Source organism: Ruegeria sp. O5, from assembly GCF_056535105.1.
In genome coordinates, this window is sequence record NZ_JBQERN010000009.1 from 109,262 (window position 1) to 129,112 (window position 19,851).

The window sequence follows — 19,851 nt, forward strand, 5'->3', positions numbered from 1 at the left end:
ATCGAAAGCATAGGTGCCCCCGACGCCGCCTTAGATGACAAATTCTCAAGACTTTGTGTAGCGACGAAGCCCAAAGTTTCACATTTTCGCGACATTTCAGCCCAAGAACGGGTTTGACTAGACAGGCGGAACCGCGCGACACTGACGAAAAAATCACGGGGAGTTGAAACGACCGATGTCACCAAGCGGCCAAACGGTTGGAAAACCTGCATGAGAGCGTTGTTGTCTGTCAGAGACCTCAGCATCGGCTTTGGTGCGGGAAGTTCCGTGGTCACGGATGTGAATTTCGATGTCAAACCAGGAGAAACCTTGGCGCTGGTCGGTGAATCGGGATCGGGTAAAACCATCACGTGCCGGGCCGTCTTGCGGATTCTGCCGCGAACGGCGCAGATACGCAGCGGCACTATAACTTTGAATGATTCCAAGGGCACATGTAACCTGACAGCGGTCAGCGAGCGAGAAATGCGCGGCATTCGTGGCAATCGCGTTTCGATGATCTTTCAGGAACCTATGCGATCTCTGTCACCTCTGCACAAGATTGGGAATCAGGTCAGTGAAGTCCTGTGGCTGCATCGCGGGCTATCTGAGTCTGAGGCGCGCAAAAAGGTCCTGACGCAGTTCGAGCGCGTGGGCTTTCCAGATCCGCAGCGCGCCTATGACTCCTACCCGTTCGAACTGTCGGGCGGAATGCGCCAACGCGCCATGATTGCGATGGCCATGGTATCCAAACCCGAGTTGCTGATCGCGGATGAGCCAACCACCGCGCTGGATGTGACCACTCAGGCGCAGGTTCTGGGGCTGATCAAGGAATTGCAGCGCGAGACCGGCATGGCGCTTATTCTGGTGACCCATGATCTGGGCGTGGTCGCCAACATGGCCGAACAGGTTGTGGTCATGCACAAGGGCCGCATCATGGAGGCTGGCTCGGCCGCACCAATCCTGACCTCCCCCGCACATCCATATACCAAACAACTGTTTGATGCTGCACCGGAAATTCCAGATCAGGATGCTGTGGGTATACCGATGCCGGACGACGATCTGATCCTTCAGATGAAGGGTGTCTCCAAAACCTACACGATGCGGTCCAGCAAAGGGTGGCAGGCCGACAAGGAAATCTATGCGTGCAAAGGGGTAGATCTGAATTTGGCACGCGGCAAGACGCTGGCCATTGTCGGTGAAAGCGGATCAGGTAAAACAACAGCCGCGCGGATTGCATTGGGTGCAGAACTGCCCGATCCCGGCGGAGAAGTCCTGTTTCGCACCGTGCCGAATGCCGATCCCATCACAGTGCACAACATGACCCGCGCCCAGCGCACGGCGTTTCAGCGCAATGCGCAGATGGTGTTTCAGGATCCCTACAGCTCGCTCAGCCCGCGGATGCGCATTCAGGACGCGATGACCGAGCCGCTGGAAATTCACCGTATCGGAACAACGGCCGAGCAGCGCGACAAGGCCGCCGAGATGTTGCAGCGCGTCGGCCTGACAGCCGACATGCTGAAACGCTATCCACACGCCTTTTCGGGGGGCCAGCGGCAACGTCTGTCGATAGCCCGCGCCATGATGCTCGATCCACAGCTCATCGTGTGTGACGAACCCACCTCGGCGCTGGACGTATCTGTACAAGAGCAGATTCTGACCCTGCTGGAAAATCTACAGGACAGCCTGAACCTGTCCTATCTGTTCATCTCGCACGATCTGGCTGTGGTCGCGCGGATCGCCGACGAAGTTGCCGTGATGCGTCGCGGCCTGATCGTCGAGCAAGCACCCCCCGAAACTCTTTTCTACAATCCGCGCCACCCCTACACCAAAGCGCTGATTGCCGCTCAACCCGAACCCGACATCAATCGCCCGATCGACCTGCAAGTGGTTTCCTTGGGCGCCGGCGCGCCGGACAGTTGGGATGAAGCCTTTCGTTTCTCGGACACCGTGATACCCTCATTGGTGGAATTGGAACCGGGCCATAAGGTACGTTGCCATGTTTAAGACCACTCGCCCCCTGATCCTGGCCGCTTCGCTGGCGCTCATCGGGATGCTGCCCGCCACGGCAGAGACAATTCCGACGCCGCAGGAAAGCGCGTTCTGGAACGCGGAAGTAGAAGCGGGCAATCTGCCACCCGTTCAGGAGCGCCTGCCAGCGGACCCGCTGATTGTAGATCTGGCAGCAAAGGGTCGCGAGTTCGGCAAACAAGGCGGCACCCTGCGCACCATGATCACGCGGTCCAAAGATATCCGCCAGATGGTTGTCTATGGCTATGCGCGGCTGGTCGGTTTCGACCAGAACTACGAGATTATCCCCGATTTGCTGGCATCGTTTGAAAACGAAGACGGCCGCAAGTTCACCCTGAAACTGCGCGAAGGGCACAAATGGTCAGACGGTTCTCCGTTTACGTCGGAAGATTTCCGCTATTGGTGGGAAGACGTTGCCAACAACAAATTGCTCAGCCCGTCAGGCCCGCCGGATTTTCTGATTGTCGAAGGCAAATCACCCACCGTTACCTTCCCGGATGAAACCACGGTGATTTTCGAATGGGAAGACCCTAACCCGGGTTTTCTACAATCGCTGGCTCAGGCACGACCGCCCTTTATCTATCGCCCAGCAGCTTTCCTGAAACGATATCACGAGAAATATGCCGACCCCGAGGAACTTGCCTTTCTGGTCGACGATGCCCGCGTCAAAAGCTGGGCCGCGCTGCACAACAAGCTCGACAACCTGTACAAGTTCGACAATCACGAATTGCCCACGTTGCAACCGTGGCTGAACGCAAGTTCCGGCAAGAAAATCCGCCACAATTTCGTACGTAACCCCTATTACCACCGTATCGACAGCAAAGGGGTTCAACTGCCCTATATCGATGTGGTCGAGATGGAGATCGTTGCCCCCGGTCTGGTCGCTGCCAAAACCAATGCAGGGGAAAGCGACCTGCAAGGCCGGGGTCTGGATTTCCGCGACGCTTCGATCCTGAAAAAAGGCGAAGCGCAAGGCGACTACAAGACATTGCTGTGGAAAACCGGCGTTGCGTCGCAAATCGCGATCTATCCGAACCTCAATTTCGAGGATGACGTCTGGCGCGATGTGTTGCGTGACGTCCGTGTGCGGCGCGCCCTGTCCCTTGCCATCGACCGCGAGACAATCAACCAAGCTTTGTATTTCAAGCTAGCGCATCCCGGCGCAATGTCGGTTCTGCCTGCCTCGCCCTTTTATGATGAGAAGAATGCCACCGCATGGGCCGGTTACGATGTCGGCCAGGCCAATGCGTTGTTGGATGAGGTCGGCCTGACCCAGCGCGACAAGAACGGTATTCGCCTGCTACCGGACGGGCGCCCTATGGAGCTGGTGATCGAAACCGCTGGCGAGCGGCAAGAGGTTGAAAACGCCCTTCAGATCGTTACTGACACCTGGCGCGAGATCGGGGTCAAGCTGGTCATGCGCCCGTTGGATCGCGATATCCTGCGCAACCGGGTGTTTGCAGGTAACTCGATGGCATCGGTCTGGTATGGGTGGGATGACGGTATCCCGCAGGCGCACACGTCCCCGGCGTATCTGGCACCCACCGATCAGGTCTTCCTGGCCTGGCCAAAATGGGGCCAGTTTTATCAGACAGGTGGTGAAGCCGGGGAAGCCCCCGACATGCCCGAAGCAGAACGCCTGATGCAACTGGCCCATGACTGGGAGGTCGCAACTACCGATGACGAACGCAAGGAAGTCTGGACTGAGATGCTGAGAATCCACGCCGACCAGCTTTTTGCCATCGGTATCCTGAACGGAGCACCCCAACCCATTGTCGTGTCGAACCGTCTGCGCAATGTGCCGGAACAGGCCATGTGGGCATGGGAGCCCGGTGCGCATTTTGGCGTTCACCGCCCGGACGAGTTCTTTTTCGCCGACTAAGCAGGAGCAGCTAAATGGTCATGCTGCGCTATGCGGTGTATCGCTTTTTCACGATGCTGCTGACATTGTTGGTGGTCTCGGTCCTGATTTTCATAATCATCAACCTGCCGCCCGGTGATTACCTGAGCAACCAGATTGCCGAGCTTCAGGCCTCGGGCCAGTCAGCAGGTGTCGCCAAGGCCGAGTTTCTGCGCGCCGAGTACGCTCTGGATCGCCCGATGTGGGAACAGTACCTGATCTGGGTGGGCTTCTGGCCGGGACCGCACGGATTTTCGGGTCTGATCCAAGGTAATTACGGCTGGTCATTTGAGTTCGACCGGCCTGTATCTGAAATCGTGGGCGACACGCTTTGGCTGACGGTCGTCGTCAACCTGGCCGCGATCCTGTTTGTTTATGCCGTTGCTCTTCCCCTGGGTGTTATTGCTGCGGCGCGATCACGGACATGGATTGATTATACCTCGGCCTTTGTGGGTTATCTGGGGCTAGCGACACCCAACTTTTTGTTGGCCCTGATCCTATTCTACTACGGGCATCGGTATTTCAACCTGCCTATCGGCGGCCTGATGGATCCGCAATTCGAAGGTCAGCCGCTGAGTTGGGACAAGATGAAATCTATTCTCATCCACCTGATCGTTCCGACTTTTGTCATCGGAACCTCGGGCGCATCGGCGATGATGCAGCGCCTGCGGGCAAATATGCTCGATGAACTGGGGAAACCCTATGTGGAAACGGCCATTGCCAAAGGTATGGCGCCGTCGCGGATGCTGACGAAATATCCGTTGCGCGTGGCATTCAACCCGTTCGTTGCGGATATCGGTAACCTTCTGCCATCTATGGTGTCGGGATCGGTTCTGGTGTCAGTCGTTCTGGGCTTGCAAACCATCGGGCCGACTTTGCTGACAGCACTGAAAACGCAGGACCAATTCCTGTCCGCGTTTATCCTGATGTTTGTCGCGCTGCTGACGCTTATCGGCACGATGATCTCGGATATTCTGCTGGTGATGCTGGATCCCCGCATACGATATGAGGGGCGCGAAGCATGACCGATACTCCTGACAACCGCTACGTCGATGACGCGCCGTTTGATCCGCAGGCGTCGATACAGCAATTGGAACGCGCCGATCTGGATGCCCCCAACTGGGTATTGGTCTGGCGCAAGTTCCGCACGCATAAGCTGGGCCTGATCTCGGGCATCTTCCTGCTAATGTGCTACCTGATGCTCCCATTTGCCGGTTTCATCGCGCCGTATGGCCCGAATGACCGGAACGGAGAGCATCTGTATGCGCCACCGCAATCGGTGAACTGGTTTTACGAAGGCGCTTTTATCGGCCCCCATGTTTTTCCAATCGTCGCCGAGGCGGATCTGGAAACCTTCCAGTGGAAGTTCGTCCCTGACACTGACGACCCGCGCCCGATCCGGTTCTTCTGTGAAGGGTCCGAATATCGACTTGCGGGTCTTATCAAGACAGACAGGCATCTTTTCTGCGCGCCGGATGGTGCCACCTTGTTCCTCTGGGGGTCCGACAGGCTGGGTCGCGATATCTTCAGCCGCATCCTCTATGGGGCGCAGCTGTCGCTGACCGTGGGGCTGATCGGTATTTCGGTATCATTCTTTCTGGGTATCCTGTTCGGTTCGATGGCCGGCTATTTCGGTGGCCGCATCGACTGGGTCATCAACCGGGTCATCGAAATTCTGCGTTCGCTGCCGGAATTGCCGCTGTGGCTGGCACTGTCTGCCGCCGTGCCATCGAACTGGAGCCCGGTTGCCGTATTCTTCATCATTTCGATCATCCTCGGCATCCTCGACTGGCCAGGACTGGCGCGTTCAGTTCGTGCAAAGTTCCTGTCACTACGCGAGGAAGAATACGTTCGTGCGGCAGAAATGATGGGTGCAAGCTCGGGCCGGGTGATCCGTAAGCACTTGTTGCCAAATTTCATGTCTCATTTGATTGCATCAGCCACCCTGTCGATCCCGGCAATGATACTTGGGGAAACGGCGCTTAGCTTTCTTGGCCTGGGCCTTCGTGCACCAGCGGTCAGTTGGGGTGTGATGCTGAATGACGCGCAAAACCTCGCATCGATTGAGATCTACCCCTGGACGGCAATCCCGATGCTTCCGATCATCGTGATCGTACTGGCTTTCAACTTTCTGGGTGACGGGTTGCGCGACAGCCTTGACCCTTATCAGCAATGAGCCTTCTTGCCACCCTTCCCGCCGTCGACCGATATCGCAAGGTCGGCACAGGCGCTCTGCCAAGTGCTTTTGCCGTCTCCGAACTGGCGACAGCCAGCTTTGCAGCCGTTGGGCAAGAGATGGCCCGCTTTATGCAGGCGCTGAACCTGACCCAGAAAGCACCCGAGATCGCCATCGACCACCGGCTGGCATCGTTGTGGTTCGGCTATTCCTTCAAGCCCGATGGCTGGGAAATGCCAAACCTTTGGGATGCGGTCGCGGGGGACTACAGGGCCTCAGATGGCTGGATTAGGCTGCACACCAACCTTCCGCGCCATCGCGCAGCAGCGATGAAGGTTCTCGGCACCCCGCCAGAGCGTGAAGCTGTGGCAAAAACCGTCAGAACCCGGGCCATATCCGATTTGGAAACCGATATTGTGGCCGAAGGCGGCGTGGCCGCTGCCATGCGCAGCCGGACCGAGTGGCTTGAACATCCGCAGGGCCGCGCTGTATCGCGCGACCCGTTGATTGGCTGGCAAGGCCCCCGGTACGTCAAGCTGCGCGAGAGACCGCAGGCAACTCCTGCAAGACCTCTTGCCGGGCTGCGGGTTCTTGACCTTACACGCGTTCTGGCAGGTCCGGTATCCACCCGCACATTGGCCGGTTTCGGGGCCGAGGTTCTGCGGATCGATCCGCCCGGTTGGGACGAACCCGGTGTGATCCCCGACATTTCACTTGGAAAACACTGCGCCTATCTCGATCTGAAATCGACCAATGGCATGGAACGGCTGCAAGAACTTCTGCCCCAAGCGGATGTGTTCGTACACGGGTACCGGCCCGGCGCTTTGGATGCGCTTGGCCTGACGCGCGCCAAGCGCGATGAACTGGCTCCGAACAGGGTCGAGGTGACGCTGAATGCCTATGGCTGGCAAGGCCCCTGGTCGACCCGGCGCGGGTTTGACAGCCTTGTCCAGATGAGCGCAGGAATTGCGCATGCGGGCATGGGATGGGCTGACGCCGACAAACCGACGCCATTGCCGGTACAAGCTTTGGACCACGCAACCGGCTACCTGATGGCCGCCGCCGTTCTTTCTGCTCTGGCCGAAGCCGCGTCGGGCAATTCCATCATGCATGCGCATCTGTCCCTTGCCCGCACCGCCGAGCTTTTGGCGGTTCTCGGCAAAGACGACGTCGAGGCAGAGACCATTACTCCGACGCCCACGGATTACTCCCCTGCAACAGAAGCCTCGGGCTGGGGACCAGGGCACCGCCTCAGATCAGCCCTCAGTCTCGGTGAAACTGTGCTGCAATGGGATTTACCGGCGTCGAAACTGGGCACATCTGACCCGGTCTGGCCCTTCGTTTCCAACTGACCTCACGCTTTCGGGGGCACCTCATCCGAGACTCAACACAAGGCGGCGGCGGGACTCTCTACCGGTCGTCGCCATCCGGCCCGATATCGTCCAGATAGTCCTCGTCAATTGCGGCCTGAACAGCCCCTGTCACGGCCTCACGCTGTTTTTGCGTCAGGTCTTCCGCCTCTTTGCCATCTGCCAATCTTACAGTGACCTCGCGATGCGCAAACTTGATCCCCTCTCGCGCGAACAGCTCGCGAATGTCCTGATAGACCTTTTTGCGAACCAGCCACTGGTCGCCGGGTTTCGTCATGAACTTGACCCGGATGATCATCGCTGAATCCTGCATCTCGATCACGCCCTGTGACTTCAGCGGTTGGATGAAATTGTCTCCGATTACGGGATCGGCCAACAACTCCTGACCCAGTTTCTTGATCAATTTACGAACCTTCTCGACATCGGTGTCATAGGTCACGCGCAGCGGCAGCTTCATGATCACCCAATCGCGCGAGTAGTTGGTCAGCACTTTGATCTCGCCAAAGGGAATGGTGTTCAGCGCACCCAGATGGTGACGCAGTTGCATGGACCTGACCGAGATTTTCTCGACCGTCCCTTTCACATCCCCAATGTCGATATATTCCCCTTTCCGGAACGCATCATCCAGCAGGAAGAATGCGCCGGAAAAAATGTCGCGCACCAGCGTTTGTGACCCGAACCCCACGGCCAAACCAACCACACCGGCACCCGCAAACAACGGGCTGACATTGATACCCAGTTCCATCAGGACAATTAGTACGATCGTGACCACGACAACAGCCAGAATTGCGCCCCGGAAAAGTGGCAACAGCGTTGCCAGACGGCTTTGCCCGCCTTCACCGCCTTCGTCGCCCAGTTCAACCTCGGTGCCATCGTCGGATTCTTCAGCGATCTTGCTGTCGATCCAGATCCGAAAGAAATGAAACAGGATGTACCCGATAAACAGGACGACCATCACATCCAGCGCACGTTCTACCGGCAGATCCTCGCTCCAGTCCGCGTTCGGGTACCATATCACGACAAGCGCATAAGCCCCGAGCACGAAAGCCAGAATTCCGGCTACCCGGCGGGCCAGGTCTTCATAAGTCAGAAGATGCTGCTTCGGCTGTTCAGCCTCGGGTATATCCGCCGCCCCGGCGCCTTCATCCGCTGCCGCGGCTTCCCCGTTTATTTCGCTAATCATGCGCGAGCGGTCGAAATATCGCTCCAGCAGATAGTTCATTGCACCATAGGCTATGACCACGGACATGAAGATTAGATAGCTGCTTGCAATCAACGGCAGCGGCGTCGGATGCTCCAGCGCCAGATCAACAGCCAGACGGAACCAGCTGAACACGACATAGATGATCAATGCCGGCGCCCAGCCAAATGACACAAACCGCAGCAGCCAAGACACCTGTTCGGATGCCCGCCCACCCCGGATCGCGTTCGAGATGGCACGGGCGTTGAACAGGATCATCAGAATATTGCCCAGCGCGCCCAGCATCGTCAGACCGCCATACACCATGGCGTAGACGTTGTAGTTCAGTCCAAAATCAGCGACCCAGGTAGAAAACAGGACGACCGAAATATCATAGGTCGCCAGCACGGACGCCCAGATGTACAGCCTGCGCGCATTCTTGTCCGAAAAGGGCGGTAATCGATATTGGCTCAGATAAGGCGACAGGACCATGCGCCACAGGTCCGACACCGTGCGCGACAGGAAAAAAGCCGTAAAGATGGCGGTGATCGTGAACTGGACCGAGATATCCTCGGCCTCGCCAAAGATCAGATACCCGACGATCAAAGCCATGATCATTGCAAAGACCGTAGCACCGATCCCCATCAGGAACCGGAACAGCAGGAACGGCATCTTTTCCCGATAACCCTGTGGTTCGTCCTTGATCCGCGCCACCACCCAGCGGCGCGCGAACCGTTTCCCGTAAATCTCGATCGACAGCCACCGCCCAAGTAACAGGAACAGGATATTCCAGCCCAACACCTCGACATAGGTCTGGATTCGGCCATCCGGGCTGGTCTGGCGCAGGATGTATTGTACTTCAAAAATAGAATAGGGCAGCGCCTCGAGCCTCGATTGCATCGACTCACGGAACTTCGAGAACCGCTCTTGCGCCTTCATCAGTTGCGAACCGTCACCCATTGGGTTGCTCGAATCGCTGTCTGCGCCCCCCGAACCTGCATCCTTTCCGCCTGCCGTTGTCACAACCTGACCGGCACTGTCGATGACAATGACACTTGCGCCCGCATCGCTGGCCGCGCGGATTGCAGCGGCCAGATCACTTTCCTTGTCGGCCTCGGACGAAGTGCCCGACCCTGAAGGATATCCGGGAATCAAAGATGACTGCGCCAATGCACCAGTGGAAATGCTCAGGAAAATGGCCCAAAACGCCAAAAAAAATGCGGCCAGAAAGTTATTTCGCATTGGGTCGTGCATCCAGTTTTTGCCGATATTGGTCAGATTACAGAAGCGTTTCAAGCAGTTCAAATACTCGCATCGAACCGTCTCAATATCGTGTTTGGACGTGTTCTTGGCGCACTCTGATGAGCGCAGGTGTTTTCAATCTTTCAATAATTGAATATGACCGAGCAAAGGTTTCTGGTCGGCCTCGATTGTCTTCATCGTTCTCATTAGGCGATCTTGTCTGGCGGTGGTGCGATATGTCGCGAAACAGTCAATACGCTGTTGCCAAATCGCAATGCTTGAAACATTTGCAAGTGCGCAAATCCGCCTTTGGCAAGCGTGGGATTGAAATATACAGTAACGCTTGCGAACGCGCGGATTTCGCTCTGGGATCAAGAAGACGGGCAACACTATGAGCCTTGGCACAACCAATTCTAAACCGGACCGCGCGCCGCGTATCCTGTTTTACAGCCACGACACGTTCGGTCTGGGGCATTTGCGCCGGTCCCGCGCCTTGGCTGCGGCAATCACGCAGGCGGACCCAAGCGCCTCGGCGCTGATCCTGACGGGTTCGCCCGTGGCAGGCCGTTTTACCTTTCCCCGCCGCGTTGACCATGTGCGCCTGCCCGGTGTGACCAAGCGCGCGGACGGATCGTATGCCGCGCGCACAATCGGAATGGGGATCGACGAAGTAACCGAATTGCGCGCGGGATTGATCCAGACTGCGGTTCAGCAATTCGACCCCGATGTGTTGGTCGTCGACAAGGAACCGACAGGGTTCCGGGGTGAGCTGTTGCCGACACTGAAATACCTCGAACGCCATTGCGGAACGAAACTGGTTTTGGGCCTGCGTGATGTGCTGGACGAACCCGAAGTGCTGGCCGCCGAATGGGCGCGCAAAGAAGCCATCGAGGCGACCGAGCGGTTCTATCATGAGATCTGGGTTTACGGATCGCAATCGATCTACGACCCGACGCAAGGCTTGCCGCTAAGCGCGTCAGCGCGATCCCGCATTCACTGGACGGGATATCTGCGCCGCGACCTCGGCCCGGTCGGTGAACCGCCTCAGCAACCTTATATCCTGATCACACCCGGTGGCGGTGGCGATGGCAAGGCACTGGTCAACCTGGTCTTGTCCGCCTACGAGAAAGATCCAGACCTGTCGCCGCGTGCTGTGCTGGTCTATGGCCCGTTCCTGTCGGGTGAATTGCGCAACGATTTCGAAGCACGGGTTGCCGCATTGAATGGTCGTGTAACTGCGGTTGGGTTTGAATCGCAGATCGAAACGCTGTTTGCCGGGGCCGAAGGCGTGGTCTGCATGGGCGGCTACAACACGTTTTGCGAGGTCCTGTCCTTTGACAAACGGGCCGTCATCGTTCCACGCACCACACCCCGTCTGGAACAGTGGATACGGGCCTCACGCGCAGAAGAGCTGGGGCTGGTCAAGATGCTGGACGAACAACGCGACAGCCTGACACCCGACGCAATGATCCGTGCCATCCGCAACCTGCCGCACCAATCTGTGCCGTCGCAGGCCATCCAAAGCGGATTGCTGGATGGTTTGGACTATGTCACCGACCGCATTGACAGCCTGCTGACACGGGAACAGAAACGAGCCACTGGATGAACTCGGCCTCTCCCAATCTGGCGGTTGTGGTCAAAGGCTGGCCGCGACTGTCCGAAACATTTATCGCGCAGGAACTTGTTGCCTTGCAGGAAGCCGGGCACCGATTTGACATCTGGTCTCTGCGCCATCCAACCGACACCAAACGTCACCCTTTGCACGACCGCTTCTCGGGGCAGGTTCGCTATCTGCCAGAATACCTGCATGAGGAGCCACAGCGGGTGTGGGCGGCCCGCGCTGCCGCCCAAGACCTGCCCGGCTATGCCGAAGCCTACAAGATCTGGCGGCACGACCTGCGCCGCGACCCGACGCCGAACCGCATCCGCCGGTTCGGGCAAGCATGTGTTCTGGCCGCCGAGTTACCCGCCCAGACGCAGGGGCTCTATGCCCATTTCATGCACACCCCCTCGTCGGTCGCCCGATATGCGGCCATCATGCGCGGTCTGCCATGGAGCTTTTCTGCCCATGCCAAGGATATCTGGACCTCACCGGATTGGGAAAAGCGTGAAAAGCTGCAGGCCGCAACATATGGGGCCGCTTTCGGGGCCACCTGCACGGCAATCGGCGCGGAACACCTGCGCAGCCTCGCTGATGACCCCAACCGCGTGGAGCTTATCTATCACGGTCTGGACCTGTCGCGCTTCCCCGAACCGCCAAAGCGCGGGACACGTGCCGCTGGTGACCCGTTTCACATGATTTCCGTTGGACGACTGGTTGAAAAGAAGGGCTTTGACCGCCTTATTGCGGCATTCACGCTGCTGCCGGAGAACCTGAACTGGCATTGGACCCACATTGGCGGCGGAGGCCTTGGTGACACGCTACGGGCGCAGGCGCGCGCTGCTGGTATCGTGGACCGCATCACCTGGAGGGGAGCCTGCGATCAGCCAGAGGTGATCGATGCCATGCGCAGGGCCGACCTGTTTGTCCTGCCCAGCCGGATTGCTGCGGACGGGGACCGGGACGGATTGCCGAACGTGTTGATGGAGGCCGCATCCCAGCTTTTGCCGATCCTGTCGACACCGGTTTCGGCCATCCCGGAATTCATCCAATCCGGAACGCATGGCGTGTTGTCTGATGACGACCCGGCTGCATTGGCTTCAGCCATTTCAGCTTTGGCCACTGATCCGGAAACGGCTGCAACTATGGCGCGTGCAGCCTATGACCGCCTGATTGCAGATTTTCGAATGGACCCCGGTATTGCACGGCTGTCGGCCCGGCTGAAAACCCTGAGCATGGAAGACGCGTAATGGCGCGGGTTGCGTTTTATGCGCCAATGAAATCTCCCGGCAGCCAGAAACCCTCGGGCGATCGCGAAATGGCGCGAAACCTGATGCTGGCCTTGGCGGCGCAGGGGAATAAGGTCGAACTGGCTTCGGACCTGCGCGTCTACGACAAGAACGGGGACAGGGACCTACAGAGAACCCTTATTCGCGCGGCTGAGATTGAAGCACAGCGGCTGAGCGCCGAATTGCCCTTTGATACAGATCTGTGGGTGACTTATCACAATTACTACAAGGCACCCGACCTGCTGGGCCCCAAGGTCTGCCAGGCGCGCGGCATCCCGTATGTGCAACTGGAAAGCACGCGTGCATCAAGCAGGCTGAACGGGCCGTGGGCCGATTTCGCCCAAGCAGCGCATCAGGCGTGTGATGCAGCGGATATCATTTTCTACCACACAGCCAATGACCTGATTACGTTGGAACGGGACCGTTTTGGCAAGCAGGCACTGGTTGAATTGCCGCCATTTCTGCCTGAAACCGTGTTGCCTGTGGCTACGGCCGGGGACGGCCCCATGCTTACTGTCGGAATGATGCGGCATGGGGACAAGCTGGCGTCCTACCGGATTTTGGCCGAGGCCCTTTCGCACCTGACATGTGACTGGAACCTGAACATCGCGGGGGACGGTCCGGCGCGGCCGGATGTTGAAGCGTTGATGGTGCCGTTCGGAAGCCGGGTGCACTTTCTGGGCCAGCTCGACCGGGCGGCCTTGCAGAAAATCTACCAACACGCATCCCTGCTTGTCTGGCCGGGCGTGAACGAAGCCTATGGGATGGTCTACCTTGAGGCGCAGGCGACAGGCCTGCCCGTGATCGCACAGGACCGCCCCGGCGTTCGGGATGTGCTGGCACCTGCGGTTTACCCATCGGTTGATGCTGGGGCCAAAGGGCTTGCTGATCACATGCAAAACCTGCTGGAGGATACCGCGCAGCGCCGTGCGCTTGGGGCGAATGCGCGCAGCTATGTGGCACGGCGCCATCTTATGCCTCAGGCGACCGAGCGATTGTGGGCGCATCTTCGGCCCTTGTTGAAGGATGTATCATGACCCGTCTTGCACTGCTTCGCCACGGGCATACCCACTGGAACCGCGCAGGGCGCATTCAGGGGCGCAGTGATATTCCGCTGGATGAGGACGCGCGGTCTGAACTGGCCGGGTATCGCTTGCCTGACCCATGGGCCGCCGCTGATATCTGGTCCAGCCCGTTGCTGCGCGCCAGTGAAACGGCGCGGATCGTGTCTGGGCGCGCAACGAAAACCTCGGACGCGCTGATTGAAATGAATTGGGGCGACTGGGAGGGGCTTCGAGGTGTCGACCTGATCGCCGATGAAACCAGCGGGTATCGCCATATCGAAGACTGGAGCTGGGAATTTCGCCCGCCTCACGGTGAAAGCCCTGCCGAGGTTTGGACCAGGCTGCGCCCCTGGGTGTCCGGACTGCGACAGGATACAGTCGCGGTCTGCCATATTGGCATCATGCGGGTCATTCTCGCCCAGGCGTGGGGTTGGGATTTTGATGGTCCCGCCCCCTTCAAGATCAAGCGCAATCGGCTGTATATCGTTGATATGGACACAATGACCGCAGACCCGGACCCCGTTCGCCTGATCAAACATGGGCCGATGCCATGAAGGTGATGATCGTTGTCACGCACCTTTTGGGAACAGGGCATCTAAGCCGGGCCCTGACGTTGGGCCGGGCGTTCCGGGATGACGGCCACCAAGTCATGGTCGTCTCGGGCGGGATGCCTGCGCCTCAACTGGACAGCAGCGGGCTAACCCTGTTCGGTTTGCCGCCACTCAGATCAGATGGAACCAATTTCACCCGGCTTCTGACTGAAAGCGGCGTCGAGGCTGACGCGGATTATCAGCGCGCGCGTGTGACAGCCATGGTGCAGGCGGTAAACAGCTTTCAGCCGCAAATCCTGGTAACCGAGCTTTACCCCTTTGGTCGCCGGTCGCTGGCAGCGGAGTTCGACGCGGCCCTGAATGCGGCACGGGTCCTGCCTCGGCCTCCGATCATCCTGGGATCGATCCGGGATATTCTGGCCCCGCCTTCCAAACCTGCCAAGGCCCAGCGGACAGAAGATATCGTCACCCGCTTTTTTGACGGCATTCTTGTTCACTCGACCGAAAGTGTCACACCGCTTTCGGTCAGTTGGCCGGTGTCGGACCGATTGGCGGAACGGCTGCATTATACCGGCTTTGTGGCGCCGGAACTGCCTCTACCGCATCCGCAGTCCGTTGGGCAGAGCGAAATCCTTGTCAGCGCCGGCGGCGGTTCTGTGGGGCAACCGATCTTTCGCGCGGCCATCGAGGCCGCCCGCCAGATGCCCAACAGGCGCTGGCGCCTGTTGATCGGCGGGACGGATGCCAAGGCAAGGATCGCAGAGCTGTCCCAACTGGCTGAAGAAACCTCGGCAATTCTGGAACCTGTGCGCCCCGATTTTCGCCAGATGCTGCCCCATGCAGCGGCATCGGTCAGCATGTGCGGCTACAACACCGCCATGGATATTCTGCAAAGCGGAACACCCGCTGTTTTTGTCCCATTCGATGATGGCAAAGAGGTTGAACAGGGGCTGCGTGGGCAAAGCCTGTCGAGTTTGCCAGCCATCGAGGTGCTTCTCAGCCGAACCCTGAGCGGGCAGGCGTTGGCGCAGGCCGTAGAGCGCGTCATTTCAGATGGACCCCGCGCGCAGCAGGACTTCGGATTTGATGGCGCGGCCCAAACCGTGGAGATCGCCAAGCACCTGCTGGAACGGCGTAAATGAACCCGGACTGGCACCCACTTGAGGTCGAGCTGACCCATTGGCATGCAGCGGGCCTTTCGTTGCCGTTGTGGTGGCGAGACGATGACGCGATCGACCCGACACCACAGTTGGACCGGCTGTCCGATCTGGCCGCGCAGTTGGGCCTGCCGGTACATCTGGCCGTCATTCCCCATGCGGCAACCCCTGCGCTGGCTGACTATGTTGTGCGCGGCGAAACTCTCATCCCTGTGGTCCACGGGTGGTCCCACAAGAACCATGCGCCTGCCGGTGAGAAGAAAGCCGAGTTTCGTCTCAACCGTCCGCTGGACGAGGTTGTTGCGGATGCTGCGGCAGGATTGTCATGCCTTGACGCCTTGTTCGGCAACACCCTGCGGCCGATGTTTGTCCCTCCGTGGAACCGCATTGCACCAGAAGTCATCGAACACCTTCCGTCACTGGGATACCGAATTCTTTCCACGGCAACGCCCCGCAGAACGGAAATGGCGGCTGCGGGGCTTGAGCAGGTCAACACACATCTTGACCCGATTGGCTGGCGGGGTTCACGCGGTCTGATCTCTCCGGACCACCTGATCGCTCAGACAGTTAACCTCCTGCGGGACAGGCGCGAAGGCCGCGCAGACAACGCCGAGCCGTTTGGAGTATTGACCCATCACCTGGTCCATGATCAGGACATCTGGGCCTTTACCGAGGCGTTGTTGAAACATCTGCTGGACGGTCCTGCCACACTCTGGGTCGCACCGAAGAACGAATAAGGACATCGTCATGAGCCGACTGGATTCCATGCTGCGCCGACTGACGGCCCAACGTGACGGGCTGAACTGGGCAGCCGAACAGATCAGTGACCAAACTGGCGACGTGCTGGATATGGGGCTGGGCAATGGTCGCACCTATGACCACCTGCGAGAGATCCTGCCGAACCGCCGGATCTGGGTGATGGATCGAGTGCTGCAATGCCATCCTGACAGCACGCCACCGGCCGAAGATTTCCTGCAAGGCGAAGCTGAACCCATGCTGCGGAGGCTGATGGCCGAGGGGCACAGGATTGCATTGGCTCATTATGATTTCGGACGCGGCATCAAACACGAAGATGTGGCCGAAGCCGCACGCCTCAGCCCGTTGATCGCGCAAGTCATGCAGCCCGGTGGGTTGTTGATTTCCGGCCAGCCCCTTGTCGGCTTCAACCAGATCAAAGGGCCCGAGACGATCGCACCGGACCGTTACCTGTTCTATACGGCCTGATTACGCTACACGGCGACCGCGCGCCCAAACCGAGTTGAGGGCTGGCACACCTGCGCGCATCCGGAAACGGATAACATCGGCGCGGGCATTGGCGCGCAACTCGCCACGATCCCCAAGCCCGGCGGCCTGCGCCGGGGCCAATGTGACGGTCTTCATCCCACGCGCCATATCGCCCCACATTTCACCCAGCATGACCGCAGACAATAACAAGGCCGACGGCACGTAATCCGAGGACATTACGTCCAGATGCCCAAGCTCGGCCAATTCTCGGGCTGCAACATTCCCGGAATGAGAGCCTCCGCGAACAACGTTTGGCGCACCCATCATGACCTTGATGCCGCGATCATGGCACGCTCTTGCGGCCTCAACCGTTGTGGGGAACTCAGCCAGCCGAATGCCGTGACCCGCCGAGACCTTCACCTGATCTTCGGTCGTATCGTCATGACTGGCAAGAACGGCTCCAAATCGGCGCGCGGCTTTGACGGTTTCGACCTCGTGCACATCACCGTTGCGATCCCGAAGGCCTTTCAGCTGGGCTACATGCTGAAAGAACGTATCATCGTCCATGGCATATTTGCCCTTCAGATAGGATTGCAACTTGCCCATGTCGCGAAACTGACGCTGGCCGGGGGTGTGATCCATGATGGACACAAGACCAACCCTGTCCTCGGGTCCAAACTCGTCCAGTTCCTCGATCAGTGTCTCAGAACAGACCTCTGCCCGCAAATGCAGGAAATGGCTGATCTTAAGCGCATCCTGCTCGCGCAGATCCCACAACTCCCGCGACAGGCCGCGGGCATATTTTCTGTACCGTCCGGCGCCGGAAGGGATCGAACCAACCCGCATCGCATCGAACACACTTGTGATCCCCACGCTGGCCAGTTCCGCGTCGTGGGCCAAAATGGCGGCAGCATGGGGCCAATGCACGTTGGGGCGCGGCTGAATATGGCGTTCAAGATTATCCGTGTGCAACTCGACAAGACCCGGGCTGACATAGTCGCCTTCGCAATCTATCGCACCAGCGGGAACTGCACGCCCGGTGTCGATTTCGATGATAGTGTCACCCGCAATTCGAACACAACCGGTCACGGTTTCATTCGGCAACACAAGCGTGGCATTGGCAAGGATCAAGTCTTCTGTCATCTGAACTTCACGCAATCTGAGGTATTGGAAGGCCACTTAATAGGAGGCCAATGTGACATTCACGCGATACGCGATCTATTTTGCGCCACCCGCCGGGGCGGCCTGGACGAAATTTGCGACCAGTTGGCTGGGCTGGGACATGGCAAAAGGAATGCAGGTCGCGCATCCGATCATGGGTGGCATCGACATTGCCTCCGTCACTGAGGTGCCGCGCAAATACGGGCTGCACGCGACCCTGAAACCGCCGTTCCGGTTGCGCGATGGCCTGACCTTTGACGCATTGCATCAGGCGTGCATTGCGCTGGCTGCAACTCGGCAGCCTGTCACACTCGATGGTCTGGAAATTGCCCGCCTTGGCCGGTTTCTGGCCCTGTGCCCGCTGGGTGAAACGCAGGCGCTGAATGCGCTGGCCGCGGCCTGTGTTCGCGACCTCGATCGGTTTCGCGCACCTGCCACTCAGGCCGAACTGACGCGCCGCCGCACCGCCGGGCTGACCCCCGAACAGGACGACAATCTGATCCAATGGGGCTATCCCTACGTGCTGGACGCGTTTCGATTTCACATCACGCTCAGCGGCAAACTGGACAAACCAACCCTCAGGGCAACCCAAGAAGCACTGCAAACCCATCTGAGCCCTTTGCTGCCACAGCCCTTCCAGATCACTGATCTTGCCCTGGTGGGCGAAGCCGAAGATGGGAGGTTTCACCTGATCCATCGCTACGCGCTTTCCGGTTGAAGACGGCGCAGGATTTCGGCGACCGTGTCTTCCAGCGTGCCGGAATTGTCGACTTCGATGACCCGGTTCAGACCATCCGGCAACTTCGCGTTGGCGCGACACAACCGCCGCGCCTGCTCTTCTGCGCTTTCCCGTCCCCGCGCGGACAGGCGCCTCGCCAAAATCCCGGCATCTGCTGTCAGAGAGATCACGATCAGATCTCCAAACACCTTCTGCGCCTGCAAAAGAACGCTGCGGGAAAGATTGACCAGAACCGCATTCGCCCCCTGACGCTGTCGCAAAATCTCGGCTGGGATACCATAGAACAGACCATGCGCAGGCCAGCTCAGCGCAAAAGCGCCTGCCTGTTCCATCTGCTGGAACTCTGCAACCGAAACCCGGTCAAAATCCTCGCCTTGTTCGCCTGCGGGGCGGGTGATCACCCTCCGCACGCGCCGGACGCCAGGTGCCTGTGCCTCCAACGCTTCCATGACACTGTCCTTGCCAACGCCCGAAGGGCCAACAATCGCTATGACAGGGGCAAGTGTCATGCCGCCAGTTCCGGTGTGAAGTCAGCGACATTGACTTCGCGGTCACAGACACTCTCACGTGCATCAAGGTCGTGGAATATCCCGACAATCGCCGCGCCACGCCCTTTTGCCTCTTCAATCAGCGACAACACGGTTTCGCGGTTCTGCGCATCTAGGCTTGCCGTCGGTTCGTCCAACAACATCGCCGGGTAGTCATGGGCAAAGCCACGTGCAATGTTCACCCGCTGCTGTTCGCCGCCCGAAAAGGTTGTAGGGCTCAGGGTCCACAAGCGCTCAGGAATGTTCAGCCGCTTCAGCAACCCGGCTGATTTCTCCAGCGCCTCAATTCTGTCGCAACCCACGGCCAGCAAAGGCTCTGCCACAACGTCCAGCGTCGGCACACGCGGCACGACCCGCAGGAATTGACTGACATAGCCCAGCGTTTCCCGGCGGAGGGTCAAGATCTGGCGCGGCTCGGCTTTTGCCACGTCCAGACCTCCAACCAGCACCTGACCAGAGGCCGCCAGGTAGTTGCCATAAATCACGCGCATCAGCGTGGACTTGCCCGCACCAGACGCCCCGGTCAAAGCAACGCACTCACCCGGTTCAACCCTCAACGACGCGCCTTCCATCACCGGGATAACAGCACCGCCCTGATTGTGCAGGGTAAAGCTTTTGCTCACATTGATCAGTTCAATCATTG

Annotated in this window: 17 protein-coding genes; 13 read left to right on the forward strand and 4 right to left on the reverse strand. The window is 58.8% G+C overall.

What is annotated here, in order from left to right:
• The first annotated feature begins 210 nt into the window (after positions 1 to 210).
• From ACR0M3_RS12925 to ACR0M3_RS12945, 5 genes are read left to right on the forward strand one after another with little or no spacing between them, the layout of a single operon-like run.
• On the forward strand, positions 211 to 1,983 hold the full coding sequence (locus ACR0M3_RS12925) for an ABC transporter ATP-binding protein (RefSeq protein ID WP_480488302.1): 1,773 nt from the start codon (positions 211 to 213) through the stop codon (positions 1,981 to 1,983).
• Positions 1,976 to 3,889, forward strand: coding sequence for an ABC transporter substrate-binding protein (locus tag ACR0M3_RS12930; RefSeq protein WP_480911180.1), 1,914 nt, complete (start codon positions 1,976 to 1,978; stop codon positions 3,887 to 3,889). The genes ACR0M3_RS12925 and ACR0M3_RS12930 overlap by 8 nt, the downstream gene beginning before the upstream one ends.
• 14 nt (positions 3,890 to 3,903) lie before the next feature.
• Positions 3,904 to 4,932 (forward strand): ABC transporter permease, encoded by a 1,029-nt coding sequence (locus ACR0M3_RS12935; RefSeq protein ID WP_267363792.1) that lies wholly within the window; start codon positions 3,904 to 3,906, stop codon positions 4,930 to 4,932.
• Complete coding sequence (locus ACR0M3_RS12940) at positions 4,929 to 6,083, forward strand: ABC transporter permease (RefSeq protein WP_480484049.1); 1,155 nt, start codon at positions 4,929 to 4,931, stop codon at positions 6,081 to 6,083. Before ACR0M3_RS12935 ends, ACR0M3_RS12940 begins: the two co-directional genes overlap by 4 nt.
• A complete protein-coding gene (locus ACR0M3_RS12945; protein ID WP_480911183.1) occupies positions 6,080 to 7,435 on the forward strand; it encodes a CoA transferase in 1,356 nt (451 codons plus the stop codon). The genes ACR0M3_RS12940 and ACR0M3_RS12945 overlap by 4 nt, the downstream gene beginning before the upstream one ends.
• A gap of 58 nt (positions 7,436 to 7,493) precedes the next feature.
• On the opposite strand, the gene ACR0M3_RS12950 is transcribed toward ACR0M3_RS12945, so the two are convergent.
• Entirely contained in the window at positions 7,494 to 9,875 is a 2,382-nt protein-coding gene (locus tag ACR0M3_RS12950) for a mechanosensitive ion channel domain-containing protein (protein ID WP_480911185.1), read from the reverse strand.
• A gap of 391 nt (positions 9,876 to 10,266) precedes the next feature.
• Between ACR0M3_RS12950 and ACR0M3_RS12955 the strand changes: the two genes are divergently transcribed.
• The 7 genes from ACR0M3_RS12955 to ACR0M3_RS12985 are packed head-to-tail and all read left to right on the forward strand — an operon-like array spanning position 10,267 to position 16,760.
• A complete protein-coding gene (locus ACR0M3_RS12955) occupies positions 10,267 to 11,481 on the forward strand; it encodes a glycosyltransferase family protein (RefSeq protein WP_480484051.1) in 1,215 nt (404 codons plus the stop codon).
• Positions 11,478 to 12,725, forward strand: coding sequence for a glycosyltransferase family 4 protein (locus ACR0M3_RS12960; protein ID WP_480911188.1), 1,248 nt, complete (start codon positions 11,478 to 11,480; stop codon positions 12,723 to 12,725). The genes ACR0M3_RS12955 and ACR0M3_RS12960 overlap by 4 nt, the downstream gene beginning before the upstream one ends.
• Positions 12,725 to 13,801: a glycosyltransferase family 4 protein gene (locus tag ACR0M3_RS12965; protein ID WP_480911190.1), complete on the forward strand. Its 1,077-nt coding sequence runs from the start codon at positions 12,725 to 12,727 to the stop codon at positions 13,799 to 13,801. Before ACR0M3_RS12960 ends, ACR0M3_RS12965 begins: the two co-directional genes overlap by 1 nt.
• Positions 13,798 to 14,382: a histidine phosphatase family protein gene (locus ACR0M3_RS12970; RefSeq protein WP_480870827.1), complete on the forward strand. Its 585-nt coding sequence runs from the start codon at positions 13,798 to 13,800 to the stop codon at positions 14,380 to 14,382. Before ACR0M3_RS12965 ends, ACR0M3_RS12970 begins: the two co-directional genes overlap by 4 nt.
• A complete protein-coding gene (locus tag ACR0M3_RS12975; protein WP_480911193.1) occupies positions 14,379 to 15,521 on the forward strand; it encodes a glycosyltransferase family protein in 1,143 nt (380 codons plus the stop codon). The genes ACR0M3_RS12970 and ACR0M3_RS12975 overlap by 4 nt, the downstream gene beginning before the upstream one ends.
• Entirely contained in the window at positions 15,518 to 16,273 is a 756-nt protein-coding gene (locus ACR0M3_RS12980) for a polysaccharide deacetylase family protein (RefSeq protein WP_480870830.1), read from the forward strand. The genes ACR0M3_RS12975 and ACR0M3_RS12980 overlap by 4 nt, the downstream gene beginning before the upstream one ends.
• A 10-nt stretch (positions 16,274 to 16,283) precedes the next feature.
• Complete coding sequence (locus ACR0M3_RS12985; RefSeq protein WP_480488318.1) at positions 16,284 to 16,760, forward strand: class I SAM-dependent methyltransferase; 477 nt, start codon at positions 16,284 to 16,286, stop codon at positions 16,758 to 16,760.
• Here the strand turns inward: ACR0M3_RS12985 and ACR0M3_RS12990 are convergent, their stop codons facing one another.
• Positions 16,761 to 17,903 carry an alpha-D-ribose 1-methylphosphonate 5-triphosphate diphosphatase gene (locus tag ACR0M3_RS12990; RefSeq protein ID WP_480911195.1) on the reverse strand — a complete coding sequence of 381 codons (1,143 nt, stop codon included), beginning with the start codon at positions 17,901 to 17,903 and terminating at the stop codon, positions 16,761 to 16,763.
• A 52-nt stretch (positions 17,904 to 17,955) separates the two neighbouring features.
• Here ACR0M3_RS12990 and ACR0M3_RS12995 point away from each other — a divergent pair, with 52 nt between their 5' ends.
• A complete protein-coding gene (locus ACR0M3_RS12995; protein ID WP_480911198.1) occupies positions 17,956 to 18,639 on the forward strand; it encodes a DUF1045 domain-containing protein in 684 nt (227 codons plus the stop codon).
• On the opposite strand, the gene phnN is transcribed toward ACR0M3_RS12995, so the two are convergent.
• Positions 18,621 to 19,169 (reverse strand): phosphonate metabolism protein/1,5-bisphosphokinase (PRPP-forming) PhnN, encoded by a 549-nt coding sequence (phnN, locus tag ACR0M3_RS13000; protein ID WP_480911201.1) that lies wholly within the window; start codon positions 19,167 to 19,169, stop codon positions 18,621 to 18,623. The genes ACR0M3_RS12995 and phnN overlap by 19 nt on opposite strands.
• Entirely contained in the window at positions 19,166 to 19,849 is a 684-nt protein-coding gene (gene phnL / locus ACR0M3_RS13005) for a phosphonate C-P lyase system protein PhnL (RefSeq protein WP_480559827.1), read from the reverse strand. The genes phnN and phnL overlap by 4 nt, the downstream gene beginning before the upstream one ends.
• Positions 19,850 to 19,851: the final 2 nt, after the last annotated feature.

Bases quoted from the DNA above. Each gene is read 5' to 3' on its own strand.
- ACR0M3_RS12925 (WP_480488302.1), top strand. From the start codon at position 211: ATGAGAGCGTTGTTGTCTGTCAGAGACCTCAGCATCGGCTTTGGTGCG.
- ACR0M3_RS12930 (WP_480911180.1), top strand. From the start codon at position 1,976: ATGTTTAAGACCACTCGCCCCCTGATCCTGGCCGCTTCGCTGGCGCTC.
- ACR0M3_RS12935 (WP_267363792.1), top strand. From the start codon at position 3,904: ATGGTCATGCTGCGCTATGCGGTGTATCGCTTTTTCACGATGCTGCTG.
- ACR0M3_RS12940 (WP_480484049.1), top strand. From the start codon at position 4,929: ATGACCGATACTCCTGACAACCGCTACGTCGATGACGCGCCGTTTGAT.
- ACR0M3_RS12945 (WP_480911183.1), top strand. From the start codon at position 6,080: ATGAGCCTTCTTGCCACCCTTCCCGCCGTCGACCGATATCGCAAGGTC.
- ACR0M3_RS12950 (WP_480911185.1), bottom strand. From the start codon at position 9,875: ATGCGAAATAACTTTCTGGCCGCATTTTTTTTGGCGTTTTGGGCCATT.
- ACR0M3_RS12955 (WP_480484051.1), top strand. From the start codon at position 10,267: ATGAGCCTTGGCACAACCAATTCTAAACCGGACCGCGCGCCGCGTATC.
- ACR0M3_RS12960 (WP_480911188.1), top strand. From the start codon at position 11,478: ATGAACTCGGCCTCTCCCAATCTGGCGGTTGTGGTCAAAGGCTGGCCG.
- ACR0M3_RS12965 (WP_480911190.1), top strand. From the start codon at position 12,725: ATGGCGCGGGTTGCGTTTTATGCGCCAATGAAATCTCCCGGCAGCCAG.
- ACR0M3_RS12970 (WP_480870827.1), top strand. From the start codon at position 13,798: ATGACCCGTCTTGCACTGCTTCGCCACGGGCATACCCACTGGAACCGC.
- ACR0M3_RS12975 (WP_480911193.1), top strand. From the start codon at position 14,379: ATGAAGGTGATGATCGTTGTCACGCACCTTTTGGGAACAGGGCATCTA.
- ACR0M3_RS12980 (WP_480870830.1), top strand. From the start codon at position 15,518: ATGAACCCGGACTGGCACCCACTTGAGGTCGAGCTGACCCATTGGCAT.
- ACR0M3_RS12985 (WP_480488318.1), top strand. From the start codon at position 16,284: ATGAGCCGACTGGATTCCATGCTGCGCCGACTGACGGCCCAACGTGAC.
- ACR0M3_RS12990 (WP_480911195.1), bottom strand. From the start codon at position 17,903: ATGACAGAAGACTTGATCCTTGCCAATGCCACGCTTGTGTTGCCGAAT.
- phnN (WP_480911201.1), bottom strand. From the start codon at position 19,169: ATGACACTTGCCCCTGTCATAGCGATTGTTGGCCCTTCGGGCGTTGGC.
- phnL (WP_480559827.1), bottom strand. From the start codon at position 19,849: ATGATTGAACTGATCAATGTGAGCAAAAGCTTTACCCTGCACAATCAG.